The sequence below is a fragment of the Shinella yambaruensis genome, from assembly GCF_050859155.1.
GTDB classification, from domain to species: Bacteria; Pseudomonadota; Alphaproteobacteria; order Rhizobiales; family Rhizobiaceae; genus Shinella; species Shinella yambaruensis.
Map to the genome: position 1 here is coordinate 3,948,957 of NZ_CP150638.1, position 17,536 is coordinate 3,966,492.

Genomic DNA, 17,536 nt, shown 5'->3' on the forward strand with positions numbered 1-17,536 from the left:
CTTTCGCCGGAGGCGAATAGACGGCGCGCCTTCCCCGTCTCCTTGAAGACCGGAGGATGATCATGCGCCTGATGCCCCTTCTCTTTGCCGCCGCCCTCGCCGCCTCGGCCGCCAAGGCCAACGAGAGCGCCTATTCCGAGCGTAACCTCGATGCCTGCAAGACGCTTTCGCAGGAGGACGAGGGCCCGAGCGTCACCCTTGAATGCGCCGGCTACAAGGATCTCGCGGTCTATTTCAAGGAAGGCGACCTCCGCCAGAGCCAGGCCTACGGCCCGATCAGCAAGGCCTGGCTCGACGAGGCCTTCGAGAGCTTCGGCCCGTTCAACCACACCAACGCCAAGATCGAATGGCGCATCGCGGCGGGAAAGCCGGTGGCGACCATCGTGCGCTGGTTCGTCTCCGACCCGGAAACGACGAGCGACACCGACACGCGCTACGGCCAGGTCCTTGTCGTCTCGACGATCGCGACGGCGGAAAACCCGACGAGCTGCGTCGTCGGCTATATCGACGCCCTGGAGAACAAGGACGCCAACACGCTCGCCCGCAAGGTGGCGGACGAAGAGGCACACGATTTCGCCTGCGGCCTGAACGAGCCGCAATGGCATGGACTGCGGGGGAAACTGGCCGGCGAGCCGGTGCGCCACCTGCCTGCCGCTGTCGAATAGGCGTGCACGAAATCCGCTAAGGCCAGATGAAGCCGAGCTTCTTCAGCTCCTTGTCGCCGAAATTCTCCATGCCCTCGGCAATGTCGCGCCCGCCGGCGGAGCGGAAGAAGCGTTCGGCGTGCTCGCTGTCCTCCAGGCACCAGACGATCAGGCCCTCGCAGCCGAGCGACTTCAGGAGCCGCCGCGCCTCGCCGAAGAGCAGGCGGCCAAGACCGATGCCCTGGTATTCCGGGCGCAGGTACAGTTCGTAGATCTCGCCCTCCTGCGGCAGCGCCCGGGCGCGGTTGAGGCCGAGCGTGGCATAACCCGCCACCGTGCCGGCGACGTCGAGCACCAGCAAGGTCGCGGGACCGCGCGTTGCCTTGCGCCACCAGCTCTCGCCCCGGCGGTCGACCATCTGGATAAGCGGCTTGTGCGGAATGAGGCCGCCATAGGCCTGCAGCCACGATACCCGATGCGTCTCGGATATCGCGCGTGCGTCCTGCGGCTCGGCGCGCCGCACATCGATCGACAGTGTCTTCATAACACGACTCATATTCCGGCGCCGATTCCACCGGAATCCCGCAAGGGCGCGGAGGCTTCCCTTGCCCACAGGCGAGTTCCGGGCGGCGCACGGAAAAGTTAACGCTTTTTTAACAAACGTCACAAGTCGTAAAACGATGACACACACATGAAAAACCCCGGCGCCCATTGTGAGGGGACCGGGGTTCGAAAATATTCCGCTTCGGATGCGTTTCGCTTATGCCGCGCCGGCCGAGCGCTGCTTTTCGAATCGCTTGCGGTCGTTCGGGTCGAGATAGAGCTTGCGCAGGCGGATGGACTTCGGCGTGACTTCGACGAGTTCGTCGTCCTGGATCCAGGAGAGCGCGCGCTCCAGCGTCATCTTGATCGGCGGCGTCAGGCGGACGGCTTCGTCCTTGCCGGCGGCGCGGATGTTGGTGAGCTTCTTGCCCTTCAGCACGTTCACTTCAAGGTCGTTGTCGCGCGTGTGGATGCCGACGATCATGCCCATATAGACCTTCTCGCCCGCGTCGATGACCATCGGGCCGCGGTCTTCGAGGTTGAACAGCGCGTAGGCGACGGCCTCGCCCGCTTCGTTGGCGAGCAGCACGCCGTTGACGCGGCCGCCGATCTCGCCCTTGTAGGGCTGGTAGTCGTGGAACAGGCGGTTCATGATCGCCGTACCGCGCGTGTCGGTCAGAAGCTCCGACTGGTAGCCGATAAGGCCGCGGGTCGGCGCGAAGAAGACGAGGCGGACGCGGTTGCCGCCGGAGGGGCGCAGTTCGACCATCTCGGCCTTGCGCTCCGACATCTTCTGCACGACGACACCGGAATGCTCTTCATCGACGTCGATGACGACTTCCTCGATCGGCTCCAGCATCTGGCCGGTCGCCTCGTCCTTGTGCATGACGACGCGCGGACGCGACACGGCAAGCTCGAAGCCTTCGCGGCGCATGGTCTCGATGAGCACGGCAAGCTGCAATTCGCCGCGGCCGGAGACGAAGAACGAATCCTTGTCGCCCGACTCTTCGATCTTCAGCGCGACATTGCCTTCGGCTTCCTTGAACAGGCGGTCGCGGATGACGCGGCTCGTCACCTTGTCGCCCTCGGTGCCGGCGAGCGGCGAATCGTTGACGATGAAGGACATGGTGACGGTCGGCGGGTCGATCGGCTGCGCCTTCAAGGCTTCGGAAACCGAGGGATCGCAGAACGTGTCGGCGACGGTGCCCTTGGTGAGGCCGGCGATGGCGACGATATCGCCGGCATGGGCTTCTTCGATCGCCGTGCGCTCGATGCCGCGGAAGGCGAGGATCTTCGAGATGCGGCCGTTTTCGATGAGCTGGCCGTCCTGGCCGAGAACCTTGACGGTCTGGTTCGGCTTGATCGAGCCCGAATGGATGCGGCCGGTGATGATGCGGCCGAGGAAGGGGTTGGCTTCGAGGATCGTGCCGATCATGCGGAACGGGCCTTCGGCGACCGTCGGCTCCGGCACATGCTTCAGGACGAGGTCGAGCAGCGGGGCCATGCCTTCGTCGGTCGGGCCCTCCGGGTTGACGTTCATCCAGCCGTTGCGGCCCGAACCGTAGAGGATCGGGAAGTCGAGCTGCTCGTCGGTGGCGTCGAGATTGGCGAAGAGGTCGAACACCTCGTTCAGCACTTCCTCGTGGCGGCCGTCCGGGCGGTCGATCTTGTTGATCGCGACGATCGGCTTGAGGCCAACCTTGAGAGCCTTGCCGACGACGAACTTCGTCTGCGGCATCGGGCCTTCCGACGAGTCGACGAGGACGATCGCGCCGTCCACCATCGAGAGGATTCGTTCCACCTCGCCGCCGAAGTCGGCGTGGCCGGGTGTGTCGACGATGTTGATGCGGTGACCTTTCCACTCGACCGAGGTGGCCTTGGCGAGAATGGTGATGCCGCGTTCCTTTTCGAGATCGTTCGAGTCCATCACGCGTTCGGCGACGCGCTGGTTTTCACGGAACGAGCCGGACTGTTTCAGGAGCTCGTCGACAAGCGTGGTCTTGCCATGGTCGACGTGCGCGATGATCGCGATATTGCGGATGGACATGGTTTAATCTCTGAGGTTCGGGGCGCGCGGTATAGGGGGGCGCCGTCTTCAATGGCCGGGCTCTTACATGTTTTTCCGCAAATGCGAAAGAGGCGGGGCGCAACTCTGTTGCCCGCGCCGCACAGGGCCCGGCCTCACGAGGCGCGCACCGGCGGCAGCGTGATGTTCCAGAGTTCCTGGTCCTCCCTGTCCATCAGGCGCACTGTCATCTCCTCGCTCGTCCCGTTGATGTCGACGAGGCCGAAGAATTGCAGGCCGGCCGAGGGCGGCAGGTTGCTGTCGATGCCGCCCTTGGACGACTTGATGAACCGCACCTCCGGCCCGAAGGTCATGTCGAGCGGTTTCGGCCCGTAGGTGCCGGAATGCAGCGGCCCCGAGACGAATTCCCAGAACGGATGGAACTCCTGGAATTTCGCCCGCGACGGATCGTAGTGGTGCGCGGCCGTATAGTGCACGTCCGCCGTCAGCCAGACGACATTGTGGACCGCATTGTCGCGCAGGAAGGAGAGGAGGTCGGCGATTTCCCGCTCGCGCGCTGCCGGCGGGCCGTTGAGGCCGTCGGCGACACCCTCGTAACCGAGGCTGTTGGCATAGTCGTCCCAGATGACGAGGCCGAGCGGCATGTCGCAGGCGATGACCTTCCACACGGCGCGCGAAGCCGCCAGTTCCCGCCGCAGCCAATCCGCCTGCCGCCAGCCGAACAGGCCGTTTTCCGTGCCGCCCTGGTTCGGGCTGCGATAGGAGCGCAGGTCGACGAAGAAGACATCGAGCAGCGGCCCGTAGGCGATCTTGCGGAAGATGCGGCCGGGCTCGGTAGGAAAATAGCGGATCGGCGTCATCTCGTGGAAGGCGCGCCGGGCGCGGGCCTCGTAGACGCCGATCTCCTTTTCCGGATAACGCCGGTCGCCGGAAAGGTTACTCGATTCCGACCAGTTGTTGAGCACCTCGTGGTCATCCCACTGGAAAAAGGTCGGGCATTGCGTGTTGAAAGACAGAAGGTGCTCGTCGAGCAGGTTGTATTTCCACTGGCCGCGAAACTCGTCCAGCGTGCGCGCCACGTTGCGCTTCTCGTCGGTGACGATGCGGTTCTTCCAGATCCCGCCATCCCGCAGCCGGATCTCGTCGGGGATCGGGCCGTCGGCATAGACAGTGTCGCCGGAATGGATGAAGAAATCCGGCTCGTGCCGCAGCATGGTCGAATAGGTCTTCATGCCGACATCGTCGATGCCCCAGCCCTGCCCGGCGGTGTCGCCCGACCAGACGAAACGCACCGAGCGCCTGCGCATCGGCGCGGTGCGGAAGCGCCCGACGACCGGCTCGGAGACGAGATGGCTGGAATAGGGATCGCTGGCGGTGAAGCGATAGAAGATGTCCTGGTCCGGCAAGAGACCCTGCAGCATCGCCTTGACCGTGTTGTCGGACGCGATCGTCGCCTTCCCGACAGGCAGGCGGGAGGCATTCAGGAAGCTCTCGGTGGTCGAATATTCCAGCGTCACCTCGGCCGGCCGGTCCACCCGCGCCCAGACCATGCCGGAGGAGCAATCGACATCGCCCGACTGCACGCCGTGCGAAAAGACCGGGCTGCCATGGCGCCGCGCATAGTAGGGAACGGCCAGCGCCGAGGAGGCCGCGAGCGCGCCTGCCCCTGCGGTGAGAAGGAACGAGCGCCGTGTCAGCGTCTCGGGAACAATCGCCATGCCACCTCCGGCCAAGCCCGCGAATCGACGGGCAGACCATGAGTCCCGGGCATGTCAGTCCGGTAACGGGAGGATGACGGTTCACCCAAGATTCGGTGACAGGACGATGACGCGCCTCAGGGCACCTTGCCCTCTTCCGGCTGCTCGACGGAGTGGCGCATGATCAGCGGCATCTGCGACAGCGTGAAGAGAATGGTGATGGGCATGGTGCCCCAGACCTTGAAGGCCACCCAGAAATCCGTCGAGAAGGAGCGCCACACCACCTCGTTCAGCACCGCGAGGAAGACGAAGAACAGGCCCCAGCGCAGCGTGAGCTTGCGCCAGCCCTCGTCGGTGAGCCTGAAGGCGGCGTGGAAGACGTAGCCGAGCAGCGACTTGCCGAAGAGAAGGCCGCCGAGCAGGATCACGCCGAACAGCGAATTGACGATGGTCGGCTTCATCTTGATGAAGGTATCGTTCTGCAGCCAGAGCGTCAGCGCGCCGAAGACGAAGACGACGATGCCGGAGATCAGCGGCATCATCGGCAGGGTGCGCGTCAGGATCCAGGAGACGACGAGGGCGATCGCCGTCGCCGCCATGAAGAGGCCCGTAGCGATGAAGATCGGTCCGCCCATTTCGGCCAGAACCGGAAACTGCGCGGCCAGCCACTCGCCGCGGGAATTGGCGAAGAAAAAGACGACGAGGGGCCCGAGCTCCAGCACCATCTTGAGGAGCGGGCTGATCTTCTCCTCCGCCTTGGCCGGGGCGTCCAGCGTTGCCTTGCTCATGCCTCAACTCCTGCGATCGCTTCCGCGAAATCCTTCGCCTCGAAGGGTTCGAGATCGTCGATCCCCTCCCCGACGCCGATGAAATAGACCGGCAGCTTGTGCTTGGCGGCAATCGCCACAAGGATGCCGCCGCGGGCCGTACCGTCCAATTTTGTCATGATCAGGCCGGTCACGCCCGCGACATTGCGGAAAATCTCCACCTGGTTCATGGCATTCTGCCCGGTCGTCGCATCGAGCGTCTGGAGCACCGTGTGCGGGGCATCCGGATCGAGCTTGCCGAGCACGCGCACGATCTTCTCCAGCTCCGCCATCAGCTCCGTCTTGTTCTGCAGGCGGCCGGCCGTGTCGATGATCAAGACGTCGCTCTTCTTCAGCTTCGCCTGCTCATAGGCTTCATAGGCGAGCCCCGCCGCATCCGCGCCGAGCTTCGAGGAGACGATGTCGGAGCCCGTGCGCTCCGCCCAGATCTTCAGCTGCTCGATGGCCGCCGCACGGAACGTATCGCCCGCCGCCATCATCACCTTCAGGCCCGCGCCCGAGAGCTTGGCCGCGAGCTTGCCGATCGTCGTCGTCTTGCCGGTGCCGTTGACGCCGACGACGAGGATGACATGCGGCTTGTGGTTGAGGTCGAGCGCCAGCGGCTTGGCGACGGGACCGAGGACCTTGGTGATCTCGCTCGCCATGATGCGCGACACATCCGCGCCCGTGACGTCCTTGCCATAGCGCTCGGAGGCGAGCGTGTCGGTGATGCGCAGCGCCGTCTCCACGCCGAGATCGGCCTGGATCAGCAGGTCCTCGAGGTCCTGCAGCGTATCGTCGTCGAGCTTGCGCTTGGTGAAGAGGCTGGTGATCTGGCCGGTGAGCTGCGAGGAGGTGCGGGCAAGCCCCTCGCGCAGGCGCTGGAACCAGGTGCGCTTGACCTGCGGCGCCGGGACGTCCAAGACAGGTTCGCGCGCTGCCGTCGCAAACCCTTTCGGCAGGGCGGGCGCCTCGGCCTTCGGCTCGCTGCGGATCGCCTCTTCGAGGACCGGGTCCTCCGCCTCGGCAGGCGCCGCTTCTTCGGCCGGAACGAATTCGTCCTCCGGCTCGGCAACCTCTTCCACCGCCGCTACGGGCTGCGCCTCGACGATCTCCTCGACGGGAGCGGCGGGCTCTTCCTCGACAACATCCTCCGCCATCTCGGACGCCGGCACGTCATCCGCCGGACCACCGGCAGTCTCCATCTCGGCGGGCGCGACCGGGTCTTCCGCAACGGGCAGATCCGGAGCGTGCGGCAGCGGATAGATGTCCGGCTCGGCTTCGTCGGGCACATGTTGCGCGGCTTCGGGATTGGCGGCCTCCGCCTCGTCGAGCAGCGCGTCCCGCTCCCCCACGACGGCAGGTTCCGGGCTTTCCGCGACCGGTTCAGGCACGACCTCGGCGACCTTCGGCTCGACGGCCGGCGCTTCCGCCTCCGGCTTCTGCTCGGGGGCGGTGTCTTTTCCGAAGGTGAAGATCTTCTTGATGAAGCCGAGGGCCATGAAGGATGTGTCCGCTAGTTATGCGAGAGGGCGGTTTCGGGCCGCATCGTCAGGTGTTTTCCATTGTGGCCGGTGATCGTGACCGGCACAAGGTCGCGGGGCTTGAGGCCCGCGGCATCGACGAGCGTGAAGTTTTCCGTGTGGGCAAGGCCGTTGTTCTCGACGAGGATCATCTCCCGCTTTCCGATCATGGAATCGAGATGGGCCTCGGCGAGCCGTTTTCCAGTCTCGCGCAGGCGGCTGGCGCGGTCCTTGACCAAAGCGCGATCGAGCTGCGGCATGCGCGCGGCCGGCGTGCCGGGGCGCGGGCTGTAGGGAAAGACGTGCAGATGGGCGATGCCGCAGTCTTCCGCAAGCCGCGCCGCATTGGCGAACATGTCTTCCGTCTCGGTCGGGAAACCGGCGATCATGTCCGCGCCGAAACTGGCATCCGGGCGAAGCGCGCGCGCCCGCCCGCAGAAGGCCCGCGCGTCGGCGCTGGAATGGCGGCGCTTCATGCGCTTGAGGATCAGGTCGTCGCCATGCTGGAGCGACAGATGCAGATGCGGCATGAAGCGCGGCTCGTCGGCGACGAGGTCCCAGAGGTGGTCGTCCGCCTCGATGCTGTCGATCGAGGAGAGGCGAAGACGCCGGATGTCCGGCACCTGCTTCAGCAGCGTCTTGGCGAGAGAGCCGAGGCTCGGCCGGCCCGGCAGGTCCGCGCCGTAGCTGGTGGCGTCGACGCCGGTCAGCACGATCTCGCAGTAGCCGCTCTCGGTGAGTTTTCGCGCCTGTTCGACCACCGCGCCCATCGGCACGGAGCGGGAATTGCCCCGGCCATAGGGGATGATGCAGAAGGTGCAGCGGTGGTCGCAGCCGTTCTGCACCTGCACGAAGGCGCGCACATGGCCGTCGATCAGCTTCACCATCTGCGGCGCGGTCTCGCGCACGCTCATGATGTCGTTGACGCGCAGCTTCTCTTCCGCCGAAACGCCGAAATCCGGCAGCGCGCGGTAGGCGGCGCTTTTCAGCTTCTCCTCATTGCCGAGCACCGCATCGACTTCCGGCATGTCGGCAAAGGTGTGCTTCTCCGTCTGCGCCGCGCAGCCGGTGACGATGATGCGGGCATGCGGATTGTCCCGCCGGGCCCGGCGGATCGCCTGGCGCGCCTGGCGCACGGCCTCGCCCGTCACGGCGCAGGTGTTCACCAGTACGGCGTTGTTCAGCCCCGCCTTCTCGGCCTCGGCGCGCATCACTTCCGATTCGTAGGTGTTGAGCCGACAGCCGAAGGTTATGACCGCAACGCCGCTCAAAGGGCGGCCGCCTCGGCGTCATCCCGGCGGAAGGCGCCGGTCGAAGGATCGAGCATGCCCGACCACTCCCATTCGGCCGGCCCGGTCATGACGACGTGATCGTCCCCGCGCCATTCGATGGTGAGCACGCCGCGGTTCGGGCTGCTGGCGACGGTTATCGCGACCTTGCGACCCGTGCGGCCCGTGCGCGCGCCGGAAACGCCGGCAGCACAGGCGGCCGAGCCGCAGGCGAGCGTCAGGCCGGCGCCGCGCTCCCAGGTGCGGGTCGTCATGGCAGTGGGGGACGTCACCTGCGCCAGCGTGATATTCGCCTTTTCGGGGAACATCGGATGGTTTTCCAGCAGGGGGCCGAAGCGTTCGAGTTCGAAGCTCATCGGATCGCGGTCGACCCAGAAGACGGCATGCGGATTGCCCATCGACATGGCGGCCGGCGAATGCAGCACGGGCGCATCGATCGGCCCGATCTGCAGTTCGATCCGGCTCGTTTCGAAGAATTCTTCAGCGAGCGGGATGCGGTTCCAGTCGAAGACCGGCCTGCCCATGTCGACGGAAATCGTGCCGTCCTCGTGCTCTACGGCATTCAGGATGCCGGCGACGGTCTGGAAGGTGAAGACCTTCTTGCCCGTTTCGGCGGCGAGCGCCTGCACGACGCAGCGCGTACCGTTGCCGCAGGCCTGCGCCTTGGAGCCATCGCAATTGAGGATGTCGATGAAGGCATCCGTTCCATCGACCCGCGGATCGTGGATCGCCATGATCTGGTCGAAGCGGGTGGCGGGATCGGCGTTGAGCGCGATCGCCGCTTCCGGCGTCACGACGTCGCTGCGGCCGCGCATGTCCACGACCAGGATCATGTTTCCCAGTCCGTTCATCTTCGCGAAATCGACCGTCTTTGTCATTACACTCTGCCCATCCGGGCCGAACGCGCCCGTTGCGGCCGTATATGGCGGAAAGTCCCACGGATTTCCAGTGCCTTGCTCAGACCGCGACAGCGGGAACATCGAACACTTCGCCCGGCCGCAGCGCGCGAAACCGTTCGCGGGCGATGCCGGCCGCATCGAGCGCCGTTTCCAGCGCGGCGAGCGGTTCGTCGATCGCCTCGTTCGTCAGCCGGAAGGTGCCCCAATGGTGGCCGGCCACATAGGCCGCACCGGAGGCCACCATGCCCTGAACCGCCTCGTCCGGGTTCTGGTGTTGCGGACGCATGAACCAGCGCGGCTCATAGGCACCGAACGGCAGGTTGGCGAGGCGGATCGGCCCATGTTTCTCGCGGATTGCCCGGTAGTTGATGCCCTGGTGAAAACCCGTATCGCCGACATGGTAGATCTTTCCGCCCGGCGTCTCGATGAGAAAGGCGGACCAGAGCGCCAAGCGCCGGTCGCCGAGCCCGCGCGCCGACCAGTGGTGGCAGGGCTCGCAATGGAGCGTCACCCCGTCAGCCACCGTCAGCGCGCTACCCCAGTCCATGGTCGTTATGCGCGCCCTGTCGACCGTCGGCACGATGATGCGATCATTGCCGAGCGGCGTGACGATCCGGCAATCGTCCCGTTCGGCGAGCGCTTTCAGCGTCGCAAGGTCAAGATGGTCGTAATGATTGTGCGTGACGAGCACGAGGTCGATCTTCGGCAGGTCGACAAGGCGGATGCCCGGTGGATTGACCCGCTTGGGCCCGGCGAAGGTGAACGGGCTTGCGCGGTCGCTCCAGACCGGATCGGTCAGGATATTGAGGCCGGCGGTCTGGATGAGCAGCGCCGCATGGCCCGCCAGCGTGACGACGAGGCGATCGCCGGCGATACGCGGTTCCGGCACGGCTGATGGAAAGGGGCTCGGCCAGTCGAGCGGCCAGGCGGAGCGCCCGCCCCCGAACTGCCAGCGCATCAGCTCGAAAAAGCTGTTCGGCTCCTCGCCGCTCGGGTTGAAGAAATGCGTGCCGTCGAAATGGTCGCTGAGCGGCCCGTCATAATAGCGCTTGGCCGCAAGGCTGCGGCTCGCAAAGCCCCCGCCGGCGAGCGTCGCCAGCGCACCGATGCCCGACCATTTGAGGAACGTCCGACGGTTCATCGGTGAAAGATAGGTCGCGCCCCGTCGCACTGCAATGCGCCGGCGCAGACTCGCGTGAATTTTACGTCCGGCCCATCGTATGGATCGGCGCAAAGCAGCCGAGGATCAGGCGCCTTGAATCGAAGGGAACGTCCGCCGGTATCGCTTTCGTACGCGGGTCGGTGCGCATCCTCGCCTCGGCGGCATCGAGCGTCGCCTTGTCGGGCCAGACCTGCCAGGTGAAGACGATCTCTTCGCCCGGCTTCGCGTCGACGGCGCGGCGGAAATCGGTGTGAGCGCCATCGGGCACGTTGTCCTCCCAGGATTCGACGATCTCCAGGCATCCATAATCCTTGAGGATCGCCGCGCTGTTTTCCGCCCACCGGAGATAGGCCTGCCTGTTTTCCGCGGGCACGGGGATTACCAAGCCTGCAATGTACATGAGCGAAACTCCTCTCGAGCACTGCACGCCGGCATGATCCGGTGCGTCCTTGACTTTCCGGCCCCTTTGCTGTTTAAGCCGCCGCATCCGCGACAAGTTACGATGCTTGAAGCCGCCGACCGGGACCCATTGAGGTATAAAGAGATCCCGGAGGTCAACACCCGACAGCGCGATGCGCCCTCGGGTGCTTTTCGGCTTTGCGTCTTGTTTTTGGCGCGGATGGAACCGATGTTTCCGCCAGACGTGGAAACAAGAAGGAAGACGTGATGTTTGAAACACTCCAGGACCGCCTTGGCTCCATTCTCAATGGACTGACAGGCCGTGGCGCGCTCTCCGAGGCCGATGTCTCGGCGGCGCTGCGCGAGGTCCGCCGTGCGCTTCTCGAAGCGGACGTGGCGCTGGAAGTGGTGCGCTCCTTCACCGATGCCGTGCGCGAAAAGGCCGTCGGCGCGGAAATCCTGAAGTCGATCAAGCCCGGCCAGATGGTCGTCAAGCTCGTGCATGACGAGCTGGTCTCGATGCTCGGCTCCGAAGGCGTCTCCATCGACCTCAACGCCGCCGCCCCCGTCGTCATCATGATGGTGGGCCTGCAGGGCTCCGGCAAGACGACGACGTCCGGCAAGATCGCCAACCGGCTGAAGACGCGCGACAAGAAGAAGGTCCTGATGGCCTCGCTCGACACGCGCCGCCCGGCCGCGCAGGAGCAGCTTCGCCAGCTCGGCGTACAGACCGGCATCGATACCCTGCCGATCATCGCCGGCCAGTCGCCGACCGATATCGCCGCCCGCGCCGTGCAGGCCGCAAAGCTCGGCGGCCATGACGTCGTCATCCTCGACACCGCTGGCCGCACCCATATCGACGAGCCGCTGATGATCGAGATGGCGGAGATCAAGCGGAAGTCCAATCCGCACGAGATCCTGCTCGTCGCCGACGCGCTGACCGGCCAGGACGCCGTCAACCTCGCCCGCAATTTCGACGACCGGGTCGGCATCACCGGCCTCGTCCTCACCCGCATGGACGGCGACGGCCGCGGCGGCGCGGCGCTTTCCATGCGCGCCGTCACCGGCAAGCCGATCAAGTTGATCGGCGTCGGCGAGAAGATGGGCGAGCTGGAGGAATTCCACCCCCGCCGCGTCGCCGACCGCATCCTCGGCATGGGCGACATCGTCTCGCTCGTCGAGAAGGCGGCGGAGAACATCGACGCCGAGAAGGCGGCCGCCATGGCCGCCAAGATGGCCAAGGGCAAGTTCGACCTCAACGACCTTGCCGACCAGCTGCGCCAGATGCAGAAGATGGGCGGCATGGGCGGCATCATGGGGCTGATGCCCGGCATGGCCGGCATGAAGGACAAGATGTCCGCCGCCGGTCTCGACGACAAGCTTTTCGGCCGCCAGATCGCCATCATCAACTCGATGACCAAGGCCGAGCGCGCCAATCCCGACATGCTCAAGCATTCCCGCAAGAAGCGCATCGCCGCCGGCTCCGGCACCGATGCCAGCGACATCAACAAGCTTCTGAAGATGCACCGCCAGATGGCGGACATGATGAAGATGATGGGCGGCAAGAAGGGCGGCATGATGAAGCAGATGATGGGCGGCCTTGCCAGCAAGATGGGCCTTGGCGGCGGCATGCCCGACCTGTCCAAGATGGATCCGAAGCAGCTCGAGGCGCTCGCCAAGCAGGCGGAAGCGGCCGGCATCAAGCCGGGCAGTCTGCCGGGCCTTGGCGGTGGCGGCCTTCCGGGCCTCGGTGGCGGACTCCTGCCCGGTCTCGGCGGCCTTCCGGGTCTTCCCGGCCTGCCGAAGAAGAAGTGAGGGGACGCGGCATGACGATCGATCCGAAGGTCAAGCAGCAATTGGGGGAATACCGGCAGTCGATCGACAATATCGACGCTGCCCTTGTGCATATGCTCGCCGAACGCTTCCGCTGTACCCAGGCGGTGGGCGTTCTCAAGGCGACGCATGAACTGCCGCCGGCCGACCCGGCGCGCGAGGAATACCAGATCGAACGCCTTCGCCGCCTGGCGAAGGATGCCAATCTGGATCCGGATTTCGCGGAGAAGTTCCTGAACTTCATCATCCGCGAGGTGATCCGGCACCATGAAGCCATTGCCGCTGAGCACAGCGGCGCAAACCAGAACACCGCTTGAAAGAAGCGGCTCACGTCACATCCAAGGAGTAATGACATGTCCCTGAAAATCCGTCTCGCCCGCGGTGGCTCCAAGAAGCGCCCGTACTACCAGATCGTCGTTGCCGACGCCCGTTCGCCGCGTGACGGCCGCTTTCTGGAAAAGCTCGGTTCCTGGAACCCGATGCTCGGCAAGGACGACGCGGGCCGCGTCCAGATCGACGCCGACCGCGCCAAGGAATGGCTCGCCAAGGGCGCCCAGCCGACCGACCGCGTTGCCCGCTTCCTCGATGAGGCCGGCGTCGTGAAGCGCGAAGCCCGCAACAACCCGGACAAGGCAAAGCCGGGCAAGAAGGCGCTCGAACGCGCTGCCGAGAAGAAGCAGAAGGAAGAAGACGCCGCTGCTGCTGCCGCCGGCGAATAATCCTTCGCGGCTTTTCCAGAAAACGGGCGGCGTGCTTCATGCCGCCCGTTTTCATTTGGAGCCTTGGCATGAACATAATAAAGCCTAGGCGTCCCGAAACACACGGAACCGAACCATGGCGAAACTGGAAAATCCCGTCCTCATGGGCACCGTCGGCGCGGCACAGGGCCTGCGCGGCGAGGTCCGCGTGAAATCCTATACGATCGACCCGACGGCGATCGGCGACTATGGCCATCTCCATACCGAGGACGGCCGCTCCTTCGAGGTGCTCGAAGTGCGCGAGGCGAAGAATGTCGTCGTGGTGCGCTTTCGCGGCATCAACGACCGCAATGCCGCCGAGGCGCTTACCGGCACCGACCTCTATATCGAGCGTGACAACCTGCCGGACGAGGAACTGGACGAGGACGAATTCTTCTATGCCGACCTCGAAGGGCTGGAAGCGGTCGATACCGCCGGCCGCAGCCACGGCAAGGTGACGGGCATCTTCGATTTCGGCGCGGGCGACCTTCTCGAACTCAAGGGGCCGGGCAAGCGGCCCGTGCTCATTCCCTTCTCCGAAGCGGCCGTGCTGGAGATCGACCTCGAAGGCGGGCGCCTTCTGATCGACGCCGTCGCCGCCGGCCTGGAGGATGACGGGAACGACGGCCCGGGCAGCCGGCGCCGCCGTCCGCCGCAAGACGACGACGGAGAGTGACGTGGCTTTCCGCGCCACCATCCTGACGCTCTATCCGGAGATGTTCCCGGGGTTTCTCGGGCAGTCGCTCTCCGGCAAGGCGCTCGCGCGCGGCGACTGGACGCTCGACTGCGTGCAGATCCGCGATTTCACCACCGATCGCCACCGCACGGTGGACGACACGCCGGCCGGCGGCGGCGCCGGCATGGTGCTGAAGCCGGACGTGCTTGCCCGCGCCATCGACCACGCGTCTGAAGGCGACAGCCGCCCGCGCCTCCTGATGAGCCCACGCGGCCGCCCGTTGACGCAGGCCCGCGTCCGGGAGCTGGCGGCAGGCGACGGCGCCGTCATCGTCTGCGGCCGCTTCGAGGGCGTCGACCAGCGCGTCATCGACGGGCGGCAGCTCGAAGAGGTCTCGATTGGCGATTACATCCTCTCCGGCGGCGAGCCGGCGGCGATGATCCTGCTCGACGCCGTGGTGCGCATCTTGCCGGGCGTCATGGGCAATGCGCTTTCGGGCGAGCATGAGAGCTTCGAGGGCGGGCTGCTGGAGCACCCGCACTATACCCGCCCGCAGGTCTGGGAAGGCATGGAGATCCCTGGCATTCTCACCTCCGGCCACCACGCGGCGATCGAGAAATGGCGGCGCGAGGAGGCGGAACAGTTGACGCGCGCGCGTCGGCCCGACCTTCTCCCCGCTCAGCCCGTCACGAAATAATAGACCGTCAGCGCGAGGCCGACCGCGACCACTAGGCCGCGGATGACCGGCTGCGGCACGCGCCGCGCCGCCCAGACGCCGGCATAGCCGCCGATCGCGCCCGCCGGCACCATGACCGCCGCCTGCGGCCAGCCGACCACGCCGCCGCTGGCGAAGACGACGATCGCCATGGCCGCGATGACGACGGCGACGAAATTCTTCAGCGCGTTCAGCCGGTGATAGTCGCCGCCCTTGGTGAGGCCCAGCACGGCGAGCGTCATGATGCCCATGCCCGCACCGAAAAAGCCGCCATAGATCGAGGTGATGCACTGGAGGGCAAGGCCGAGCGGCGAGATCGGCTTTTCCGGGCTCAGCGTCTTGGGCTTGAGATAGGGTCCGGCCGCGAAGATCGCGGTCGCCGCCAGCAGGAGCCACGGCACCAGCGCGCGAAACGAGGGATTGGAGAGCGAGAGCAGCAGCATGGCCCCGGCAAGGCCGCCGACAAGCGACAGCGCGCCGAGCAGCAGCGCTTCCTTCCAGTCGGCGCGGATTTCCTTGGCATAGGCGAGCGTCGAGGTGACGTAGCCGGGAAACTGGGTGATCGAGGAGGTGGCGTTGGCAACGATCGGCGGCAGGCCGGTCAGAGTCATCGCGCCGAAGGTCAGGAACGTGCCGCCGCCGGCGATGGCGTTTACCACGCCGGAGAGGAAGCCCGCGATGAACAGAAAGATGGCGTCGACAACGGTCATGATGCTCCCCCGGCACGGCGGCTCTGGCCGCGCCCTCCTCAAGCGCGTGATAGCGTGGCGCCGGAAGGGCGGCAAGGCCCGAAGAACCGCCCTTCCGGCACGGTTTCTTTTGCCGCTGCGGCATGTCGCGCAAAATGCGCAGCGGTTTTGCGACATCGGCATGCGCAAAACCAGCGCTTTGAAGCACAAGGAGGGCATCGGAAAGCTCGCGATGTGCTTTAGGGGATGACAAGCCGGTTCGTTTGGTGTATTGGCCCGCACGGATTTGGGATTACTCCCGCCGACCTGCAATCAAAGAATGGCGAATCCGCTCCGTCCGGCAACGGACTAACCTTAGAGGCCATGGCCCAGAAGGTGACCGTCGAGCGCTCTGGCTGTTTCAGAAGAACCAGAAGGTTAGACCGATGAACATCATCCAGCAGCTCGAAGCCGAACAGGCCGCGAAGATCGAAGCCAAGCGCACCCTCCCGGAATTCTCCCCGGGCGACACCGTCCGCGTCAACGTGCGCGTCACGGAAGGTTCGCGTACCCGCGTGCAGGCCTATGAAGGCGTCTGCATCGCCCGTTCCGGCGGCGGCCTCAACGAGAGCTTCACCGTTCGCAAGATCTCCTACGGCGAAGGCGTCGAGCGCGTCTTCCCGGTTTACTCGCCGCTCGTCGAAAGCGTCGACGTCGTGCGCCGCGGCAAGGTCCGCCGCGCCAAGCTCTACTACCTGCGCGATCGCCGCGGCAAGTCGGCTCGTATCGTCGAGAACACCGGCACGCGCGCCCGCAAGCTGAACGACGCCGAGCGCCAGGCCATTGCCGAGGAAAAGGCACGTCTCGAGGCCGAGAAGGTGGCAGCCGCCCAGGCGCTCGCCGCTGAGAAGGCCGCAGCAGAAGCTGCCGAAGCCGCGAAGGCCGCGGAAGCCGCCGCCGAATAATCCGGCAGCCGCATCCATTGGAAGGAGCCGTCGGCCTTGCCGGCGGCTTTTTTGTTTTACGGAAAAGCCTTTGCACGCAAGCGCCGTGCTTGCCTCCCTGCCTGAACCTGTGAGAGTGTTCCGCCGCCACAATTTCAGGAGCCTGTTTCGATGTTTTCCCGCCGCGCCGTTCTCGCAGGCCTTGCCGCCGCCGCCCTCATGCCCGCTCTCGCCTTCGCCACGGACCTGCCCGACCTCGGCGGCAAGACCGTCGTCGTCGTCACGGAGAACGCTTACCCGCCGCTGCAGTTCGTCGATCCGAAGTCGGGCGAGCAGATCGGCTGGGAATATGACGCGATGAACGAGATCGCCAAGCGGCTGAACTTCAAGGTCGAATACCAGAACGCCAGCTGGGACACGATGATCCAGGCGGTCTCCGACAACCAGTACAATATCGGCATGACCGGCATCACCATCAAGGACGACCGCAAGGAGAAGGTCGACTTCTCCGACCCCTACATGCGTTCGCAGCAGTTCATGCTGGTGCGTGGCGACGAGGAACGCTTCAACGACGCGAAATCCTTCGCGGCGCTAAACGACGGCCTGATCGCCGCCCAGCCCGGCACCTCGCCCTTCTACACCGCCGTCTATGAAATCCTCGACGGCAACGAGCAGAACCCGCGCATCAAGCTGTTCGAGACCTTCGGCGCGACCGTGCAGGCGCTGCAGGCCGGCGATGTCGACCTGGTGCTTACCGACAGCGTCGCGGCCAAGGGCTATGTCGACGCCTCGGGCGGCAAGCTCAAGGTGGTCGGCGGGCCGCTCGGCACCGAGGACTTCGGCTTCATCTTCCCGAAGGGCTCCGATCTCGTCGCCCCGGTCAACGCGGCGATCGCGGCATTGACGGCGGACGGCACGCTGGAAAGCCTCAACAAGAAGTGGTTCCTCGACTACAAGATGGGTGAGTGACGGGCA

At 65.4% G+C, this 17,536-nt stretch carries 19 protein-coding genes; 9 read left to right on the forward strand and 10 right to left on the reverse strand.

Features of this window, described 5'->3' with window-relative positions:
* Positions 1–62 precede the first annotated feature (62 nt).
* Positions 63–665 (forward strand): hypothetical protein, encoded by a 603-nt coding sequence (locus WMC41_RS19310; protein ID WP_432345767.1) that lies wholly within the window; start codon positions 63–65, stop codon positions 663–665.
* Positions 666–681: 16 nt separating this feature from the next.
* On the opposite strand, the gene WMC41_RS19315 is transcribed toward WMC41_RS19310, so the two are convergent.
* The 9 genes from WMC41_RS19315 to WMC41_RS19355 form a co-directional block, all read right to left on the reverse strand.
* Positions 682–1,188 (reverse strand): GNAT family N-acetyltransferase, encoded by a 507-nt coding sequence (locus tag WMC41_RS19315; protein WP_244769301.1) that lies wholly within the window; start codon positions 1,186–1,188, stop codon positions 682–684.
* Positions 1,189–1,404: 216 nt separating this feature from the next.
* Complete coding sequence (gene typA / locus WMC41_RS19320; protein WP_272806943.1) at positions 1,405–3,234, reverse strand: translational GTPase TypA; 1,830 nt, start codon at positions 3,232–3,234, stop codon at positions 1,405–1,407.
* A gap of 134 nt (positions 3,235–3,368) precedes the next feature.
* Positions 3,369–4,931 (reverse strand): alkaline phosphatase D family protein, encoded by a 1,563-nt coding sequence (locus WMC41_RS19325; RefSeq protein ID WP_432345770.1) that lies wholly within the window; start codon positions 4,929–4,931, stop codon positions 3,369–3,371.
* Positions 4,932–5,047: 116 nt separating this feature from the next.
* Positions 5,048–5,698, reverse strand: coding sequence for a septation protein A (locus tag WMC41_RS19330; RefSeq protein WP_272806945.1), 651 nt, complete (start codon positions 5,696–5,698; stop codon positions 5,048–5,050).
* Entirely contained in the window at positions 5,695–7,218 is a 1,524-nt protein-coding gene (ftsY, locus tag WMC41_RS19335; RefSeq protein WP_272806946.1) for a signal recognition particle-docking protein FtsY, read from the reverse strand. Before ftsY ends, WMC41_RS19330 begins: the two co-directional genes overlap by 4 nt.
* A gap of 14 nt (positions 7,219–7,232) precedes the next feature.
* The gene (gene mtaB / locus WMC41_RS19340) at positions 7,233–8,510 is read right to left on the reverse strand and encodes a tRNA (N(6)-L-threonylcarbamoyladenosine(37)-C(2))-methylthiotransferase MtaB (protein WP_432345772.1); all 1,278 of its coding nucleotides are present in this window, start codon (positions 8,508–8,510) and stop codon (positions 7,233–7,235) included.
* Entirely contained in the window at positions 8,507–9,406 is a 900-nt protein-coding gene (gene dapF, locus WMC41_RS19345; RefSeq protein WP_432345774.1) for a diaminopimelate epimerase, read from the reverse strand. Before dapF ends, mtaB begins: the two co-directional genes overlap by 4 nt.
* A gap of 79 nt (positions 9,407–9,485) precedes the next feature.
* Complete coding sequence (locus WMC41_RS19350; protein ID WP_432345776.1) at positions 9,486–10,568, reverse strand: MBL fold metallo-hydrolase; 1,083 nt, start codon at positions 10,566–10,568, stop codon at positions 9,486–9,488.
* A gap of 61 nt (positions 10,569–10,629) precedes the next feature.
* On the reverse strand, positions 10,630–10,989 hold the full coding sequence (locus tag WMC41_RS19355) for a DUF1428 domain-containing protein (protein ID WP_432345778.1): 360 nt from the start codon (positions 10,987–10,989) through the stop codon (positions 10,630–10,632).
* A gap of 266 nt (positions 10,990–11,255) precedes the next feature.
* Here WMC41_RS19355 and ffh point away from each other — a divergent pair, with 266 nt between their 5' ends.
* The 5 genes from ffh to trmD all read left to right on the forward strand — a co-directional run bounded on the left by ffh (position 11,256) and on the right by trmD (position 14,931).
* Complete coding sequence (gene ffh, locus WMC41_RS19360; RefSeq protein WP_432345780.1) at positions 11,256–12,803, forward strand: signal recognition particle protein; 1,548 nt, start codon at positions 11,256–11,258, stop codon at positions 12,801–12,803.
* Between the two features lie 11 nt (positions 12,804–12,814).
* Positions 12,815–13,138, forward strand: coding sequence for a chorismate mutase (locus WMC41_RS19365; RefSeq protein ID WP_064331777.1), 324 nt, complete (start codon positions 12,815–12,817; stop codon positions 13,136–13,138).
* A gap of 36 nt (positions 13,139–13,174) precedes the next feature.
* Positions 13,175–13,540, forward strand: coding sequence for a 30S ribosomal protein S16 (gene rpsP / locus WMC41_RS19370; RefSeq protein WP_244769292.1), 366 nt, complete (start codon positions 13,175–13,177; stop codon positions 13,538–13,540).
* 115 nt (positions 13,541–13,655) lie between these two features.
* Positions 13,656–14,234: a ribosome maturation factor RimM gene (gene rimM, locus WMC41_RS19375; protein WP_244769291.1), complete on the forward strand. Its 579-nt coding sequence runs from the start codon at positions 13,656–13,658 to the stop codon at positions 14,232–14,234.
* A 1-nt stretch (position 14,235) separates the two neighbouring features.
* On the forward strand, positions 14,236–14,931 hold the full coding sequence (gene trmD / locus WMC41_RS19380) for a tRNA (guanosine(37)-N1)-methyltransferase TrmD (RefSeq protein WP_432345783.1): 696 nt from the start codon (positions 14,236–14,238) through the stop codon (positions 14,929–14,931).
* Here the strand turns inward: trmD and WMC41_RS19385 are convergent.
* Complete coding sequence (locus tag WMC41_RS19385; RefSeq protein WP_432345785.1) at positions 14,913–15,659, reverse strand: sulfite exporter TauE/SafE family protein; 747 nt, start codon at positions 15,657–15,659, stop codon at positions 14,913–14,915. The genes trmD and WMC41_RS19385 overlap by 19 nt on opposite strands.
* Between WMC41_RS19385 and WMC41_RS19390 the strand changes: the two genes are divergently transcribed.
* The 3 genes from WMC41_RS19390 to WMC41_RS19400 all read left to right on the forward strand — a co-directional run bounded on the left by WMC41_RS19390 (position 15,628) and on the right by WMC41_RS19400 (position 17,530).
* Complete coding sequence (locus WMC41_RS19390) at positions 15,628–15,888, forward strand: hypothetical protein (RefSeq protein ID WP_432345787.1); 261 nt, start codon at positions 15,628–15,630, stop codon at positions 15,886–15,888. The genes WMC41_RS19385 and WMC41_RS19390 overlap by 32 nt on opposite strands.
* A 175-nt stretch (positions 15,889–16,063) precedes the next feature.
* The gene (rplS, locus tag WMC41_RS19395) at positions 16,064–16,582 is read left to right on the forward strand and encodes a 50S ribosomal protein L19 (protein ID WP_064331782.1); all 519 of its coding nucleotides are present in this window, start codon (positions 16,064–16,066) and stop codon (positions 16,580–16,582) included.
* A gap of 150 nt (positions 16,583–16,732) precedes the next feature.
* Entirely contained in the window at positions 16,733–17,530 is a 798-nt protein-coding gene (locus WMC41_RS19400; protein WP_272806954.1) for a transporter substrate-binding domain-containing protein, read from the forward strand.
* Positions 17,531–17,536 lie beyond the last annotated feature (6 nt).

Excerpts from the sequence above, each read along its gene's own strand:
- WMC41_RS19310 (WP_432345767.1), top strand. The coding sequence starts at position 63 with ATGCGCCTGATGCCCCTTCTCTTTGCCGCCGCCCTCGCCGCCTCGGCC.
- WMC41_RS19315 (WP_244769301.1), bottom strand. The coding sequence starts at position 1,188 with ATGAAGACACTGTCGATCGATGTGCGGCGCGCCGAGCCGCAGGACGCA.
- typA (WP_272806943.1), bottom strand. The coding sequence starts at position 3,234 with ATGTCCATCCGCAATATCGCGATCATCGCGCACGTCGACCATGGCAAG.
- WMC41_RS19325 (WP_432345770.1), bottom strand. The coding sequence starts at position 4,931 with ATGGCGATTGTTCCCGAGACGCTGACACGGCGCTCGTTCCTTCTCACC.
- WMC41_RS19330 (WP_272806945.1), bottom strand. The coding sequence starts at position 5,698 with ATGAGCAAGGCAACGCTGGACGCCCCGGCCAAGGCGGAGGAGAAGATC.
- ftsY (WP_272806946.1), bottom strand. The coding sequence starts at position 7,218 with ATGGCCCTCGGCTTCATCAAGAAGATCTTCACCTTCGGAAAAGACACC.
- dapF (WP_432345774.1), bottom strand. The coding sequence starts at position 9,406 with ATGACAAAGACGGTCGATTTCGCGAAGATGAACGGACTGGGAAACATG.
- WMC41_RS19350 (WP_432345776.1), bottom strand. The coding sequence starts at position 10,568 with ATGAACCGTCGGACGTTCCTCAAATGGTCGGGCATCGGTGCGCTGGCG.
- WMC41_RS19355 (WP_432345778.1), bottom strand. The coding sequence starts at position 10,989 with ATGTACATTGCAGGCTTGGTAATCCCCGTGCCCGCGGAAAACAGGCAG.
- ffh (WP_432345780.1), top strand. The coding sequence starts at position 11,256 with ATGTTTGAAACACTCCAGGACCGCCTTGGCTCCATTCTCAATGGACTG.
- WMC41_RS19365 (WP_064331777.1), top strand. The coding sequence starts at position 12,815 with ATGACGATCGATCCGAAGGTCAAGCAGCAATTGGGGGAATACCGGCAG.
- rpsP (WP_244769292.1), top strand. The coding sequence starts at position 13,175 with ATGTCCCTGAAAATCCGTCTCGCCCGCGGTGGCTCCAAGAAGCGCCCG.
- rimM (WP_244769291.1), top strand. The coding sequence starts at position 13,656 with ATGGCGAAACTGGAAAATCCCGTCCTCATGGGCACCGTCGGCGCGGCA.
- WMC41_RS19390 (WP_432345787.1), top strand. The coding sequence starts at position 15,628 with ATGAACAGAAAGATGGCGTCGACAACGGTCATGATGCTCCCCCGGCAC.
- WMC41_RS19385 (WP_432345785.1), bottom strand. The coding sequence starts at position 15,659 with ATGACCGTTGTCGACGCCATCTTTCTGTTCATCGCGGGCTTCCTCTCC.
- rplS (WP_064331782.1), top strand. The coding sequence starts at position 16,064 with ATGAACATCATCCAGCAGCTCGAAGCCGAACAGGCCGCGAAGATCGAA.
- WMC41_RS19400 (WP_272806954.1), top strand. The coding sequence starts at position 16,733 with ATGTTTTCCCGCCGCGCCGTTCTCGCAGGCCTTGCCGCCGCCGCCCTC.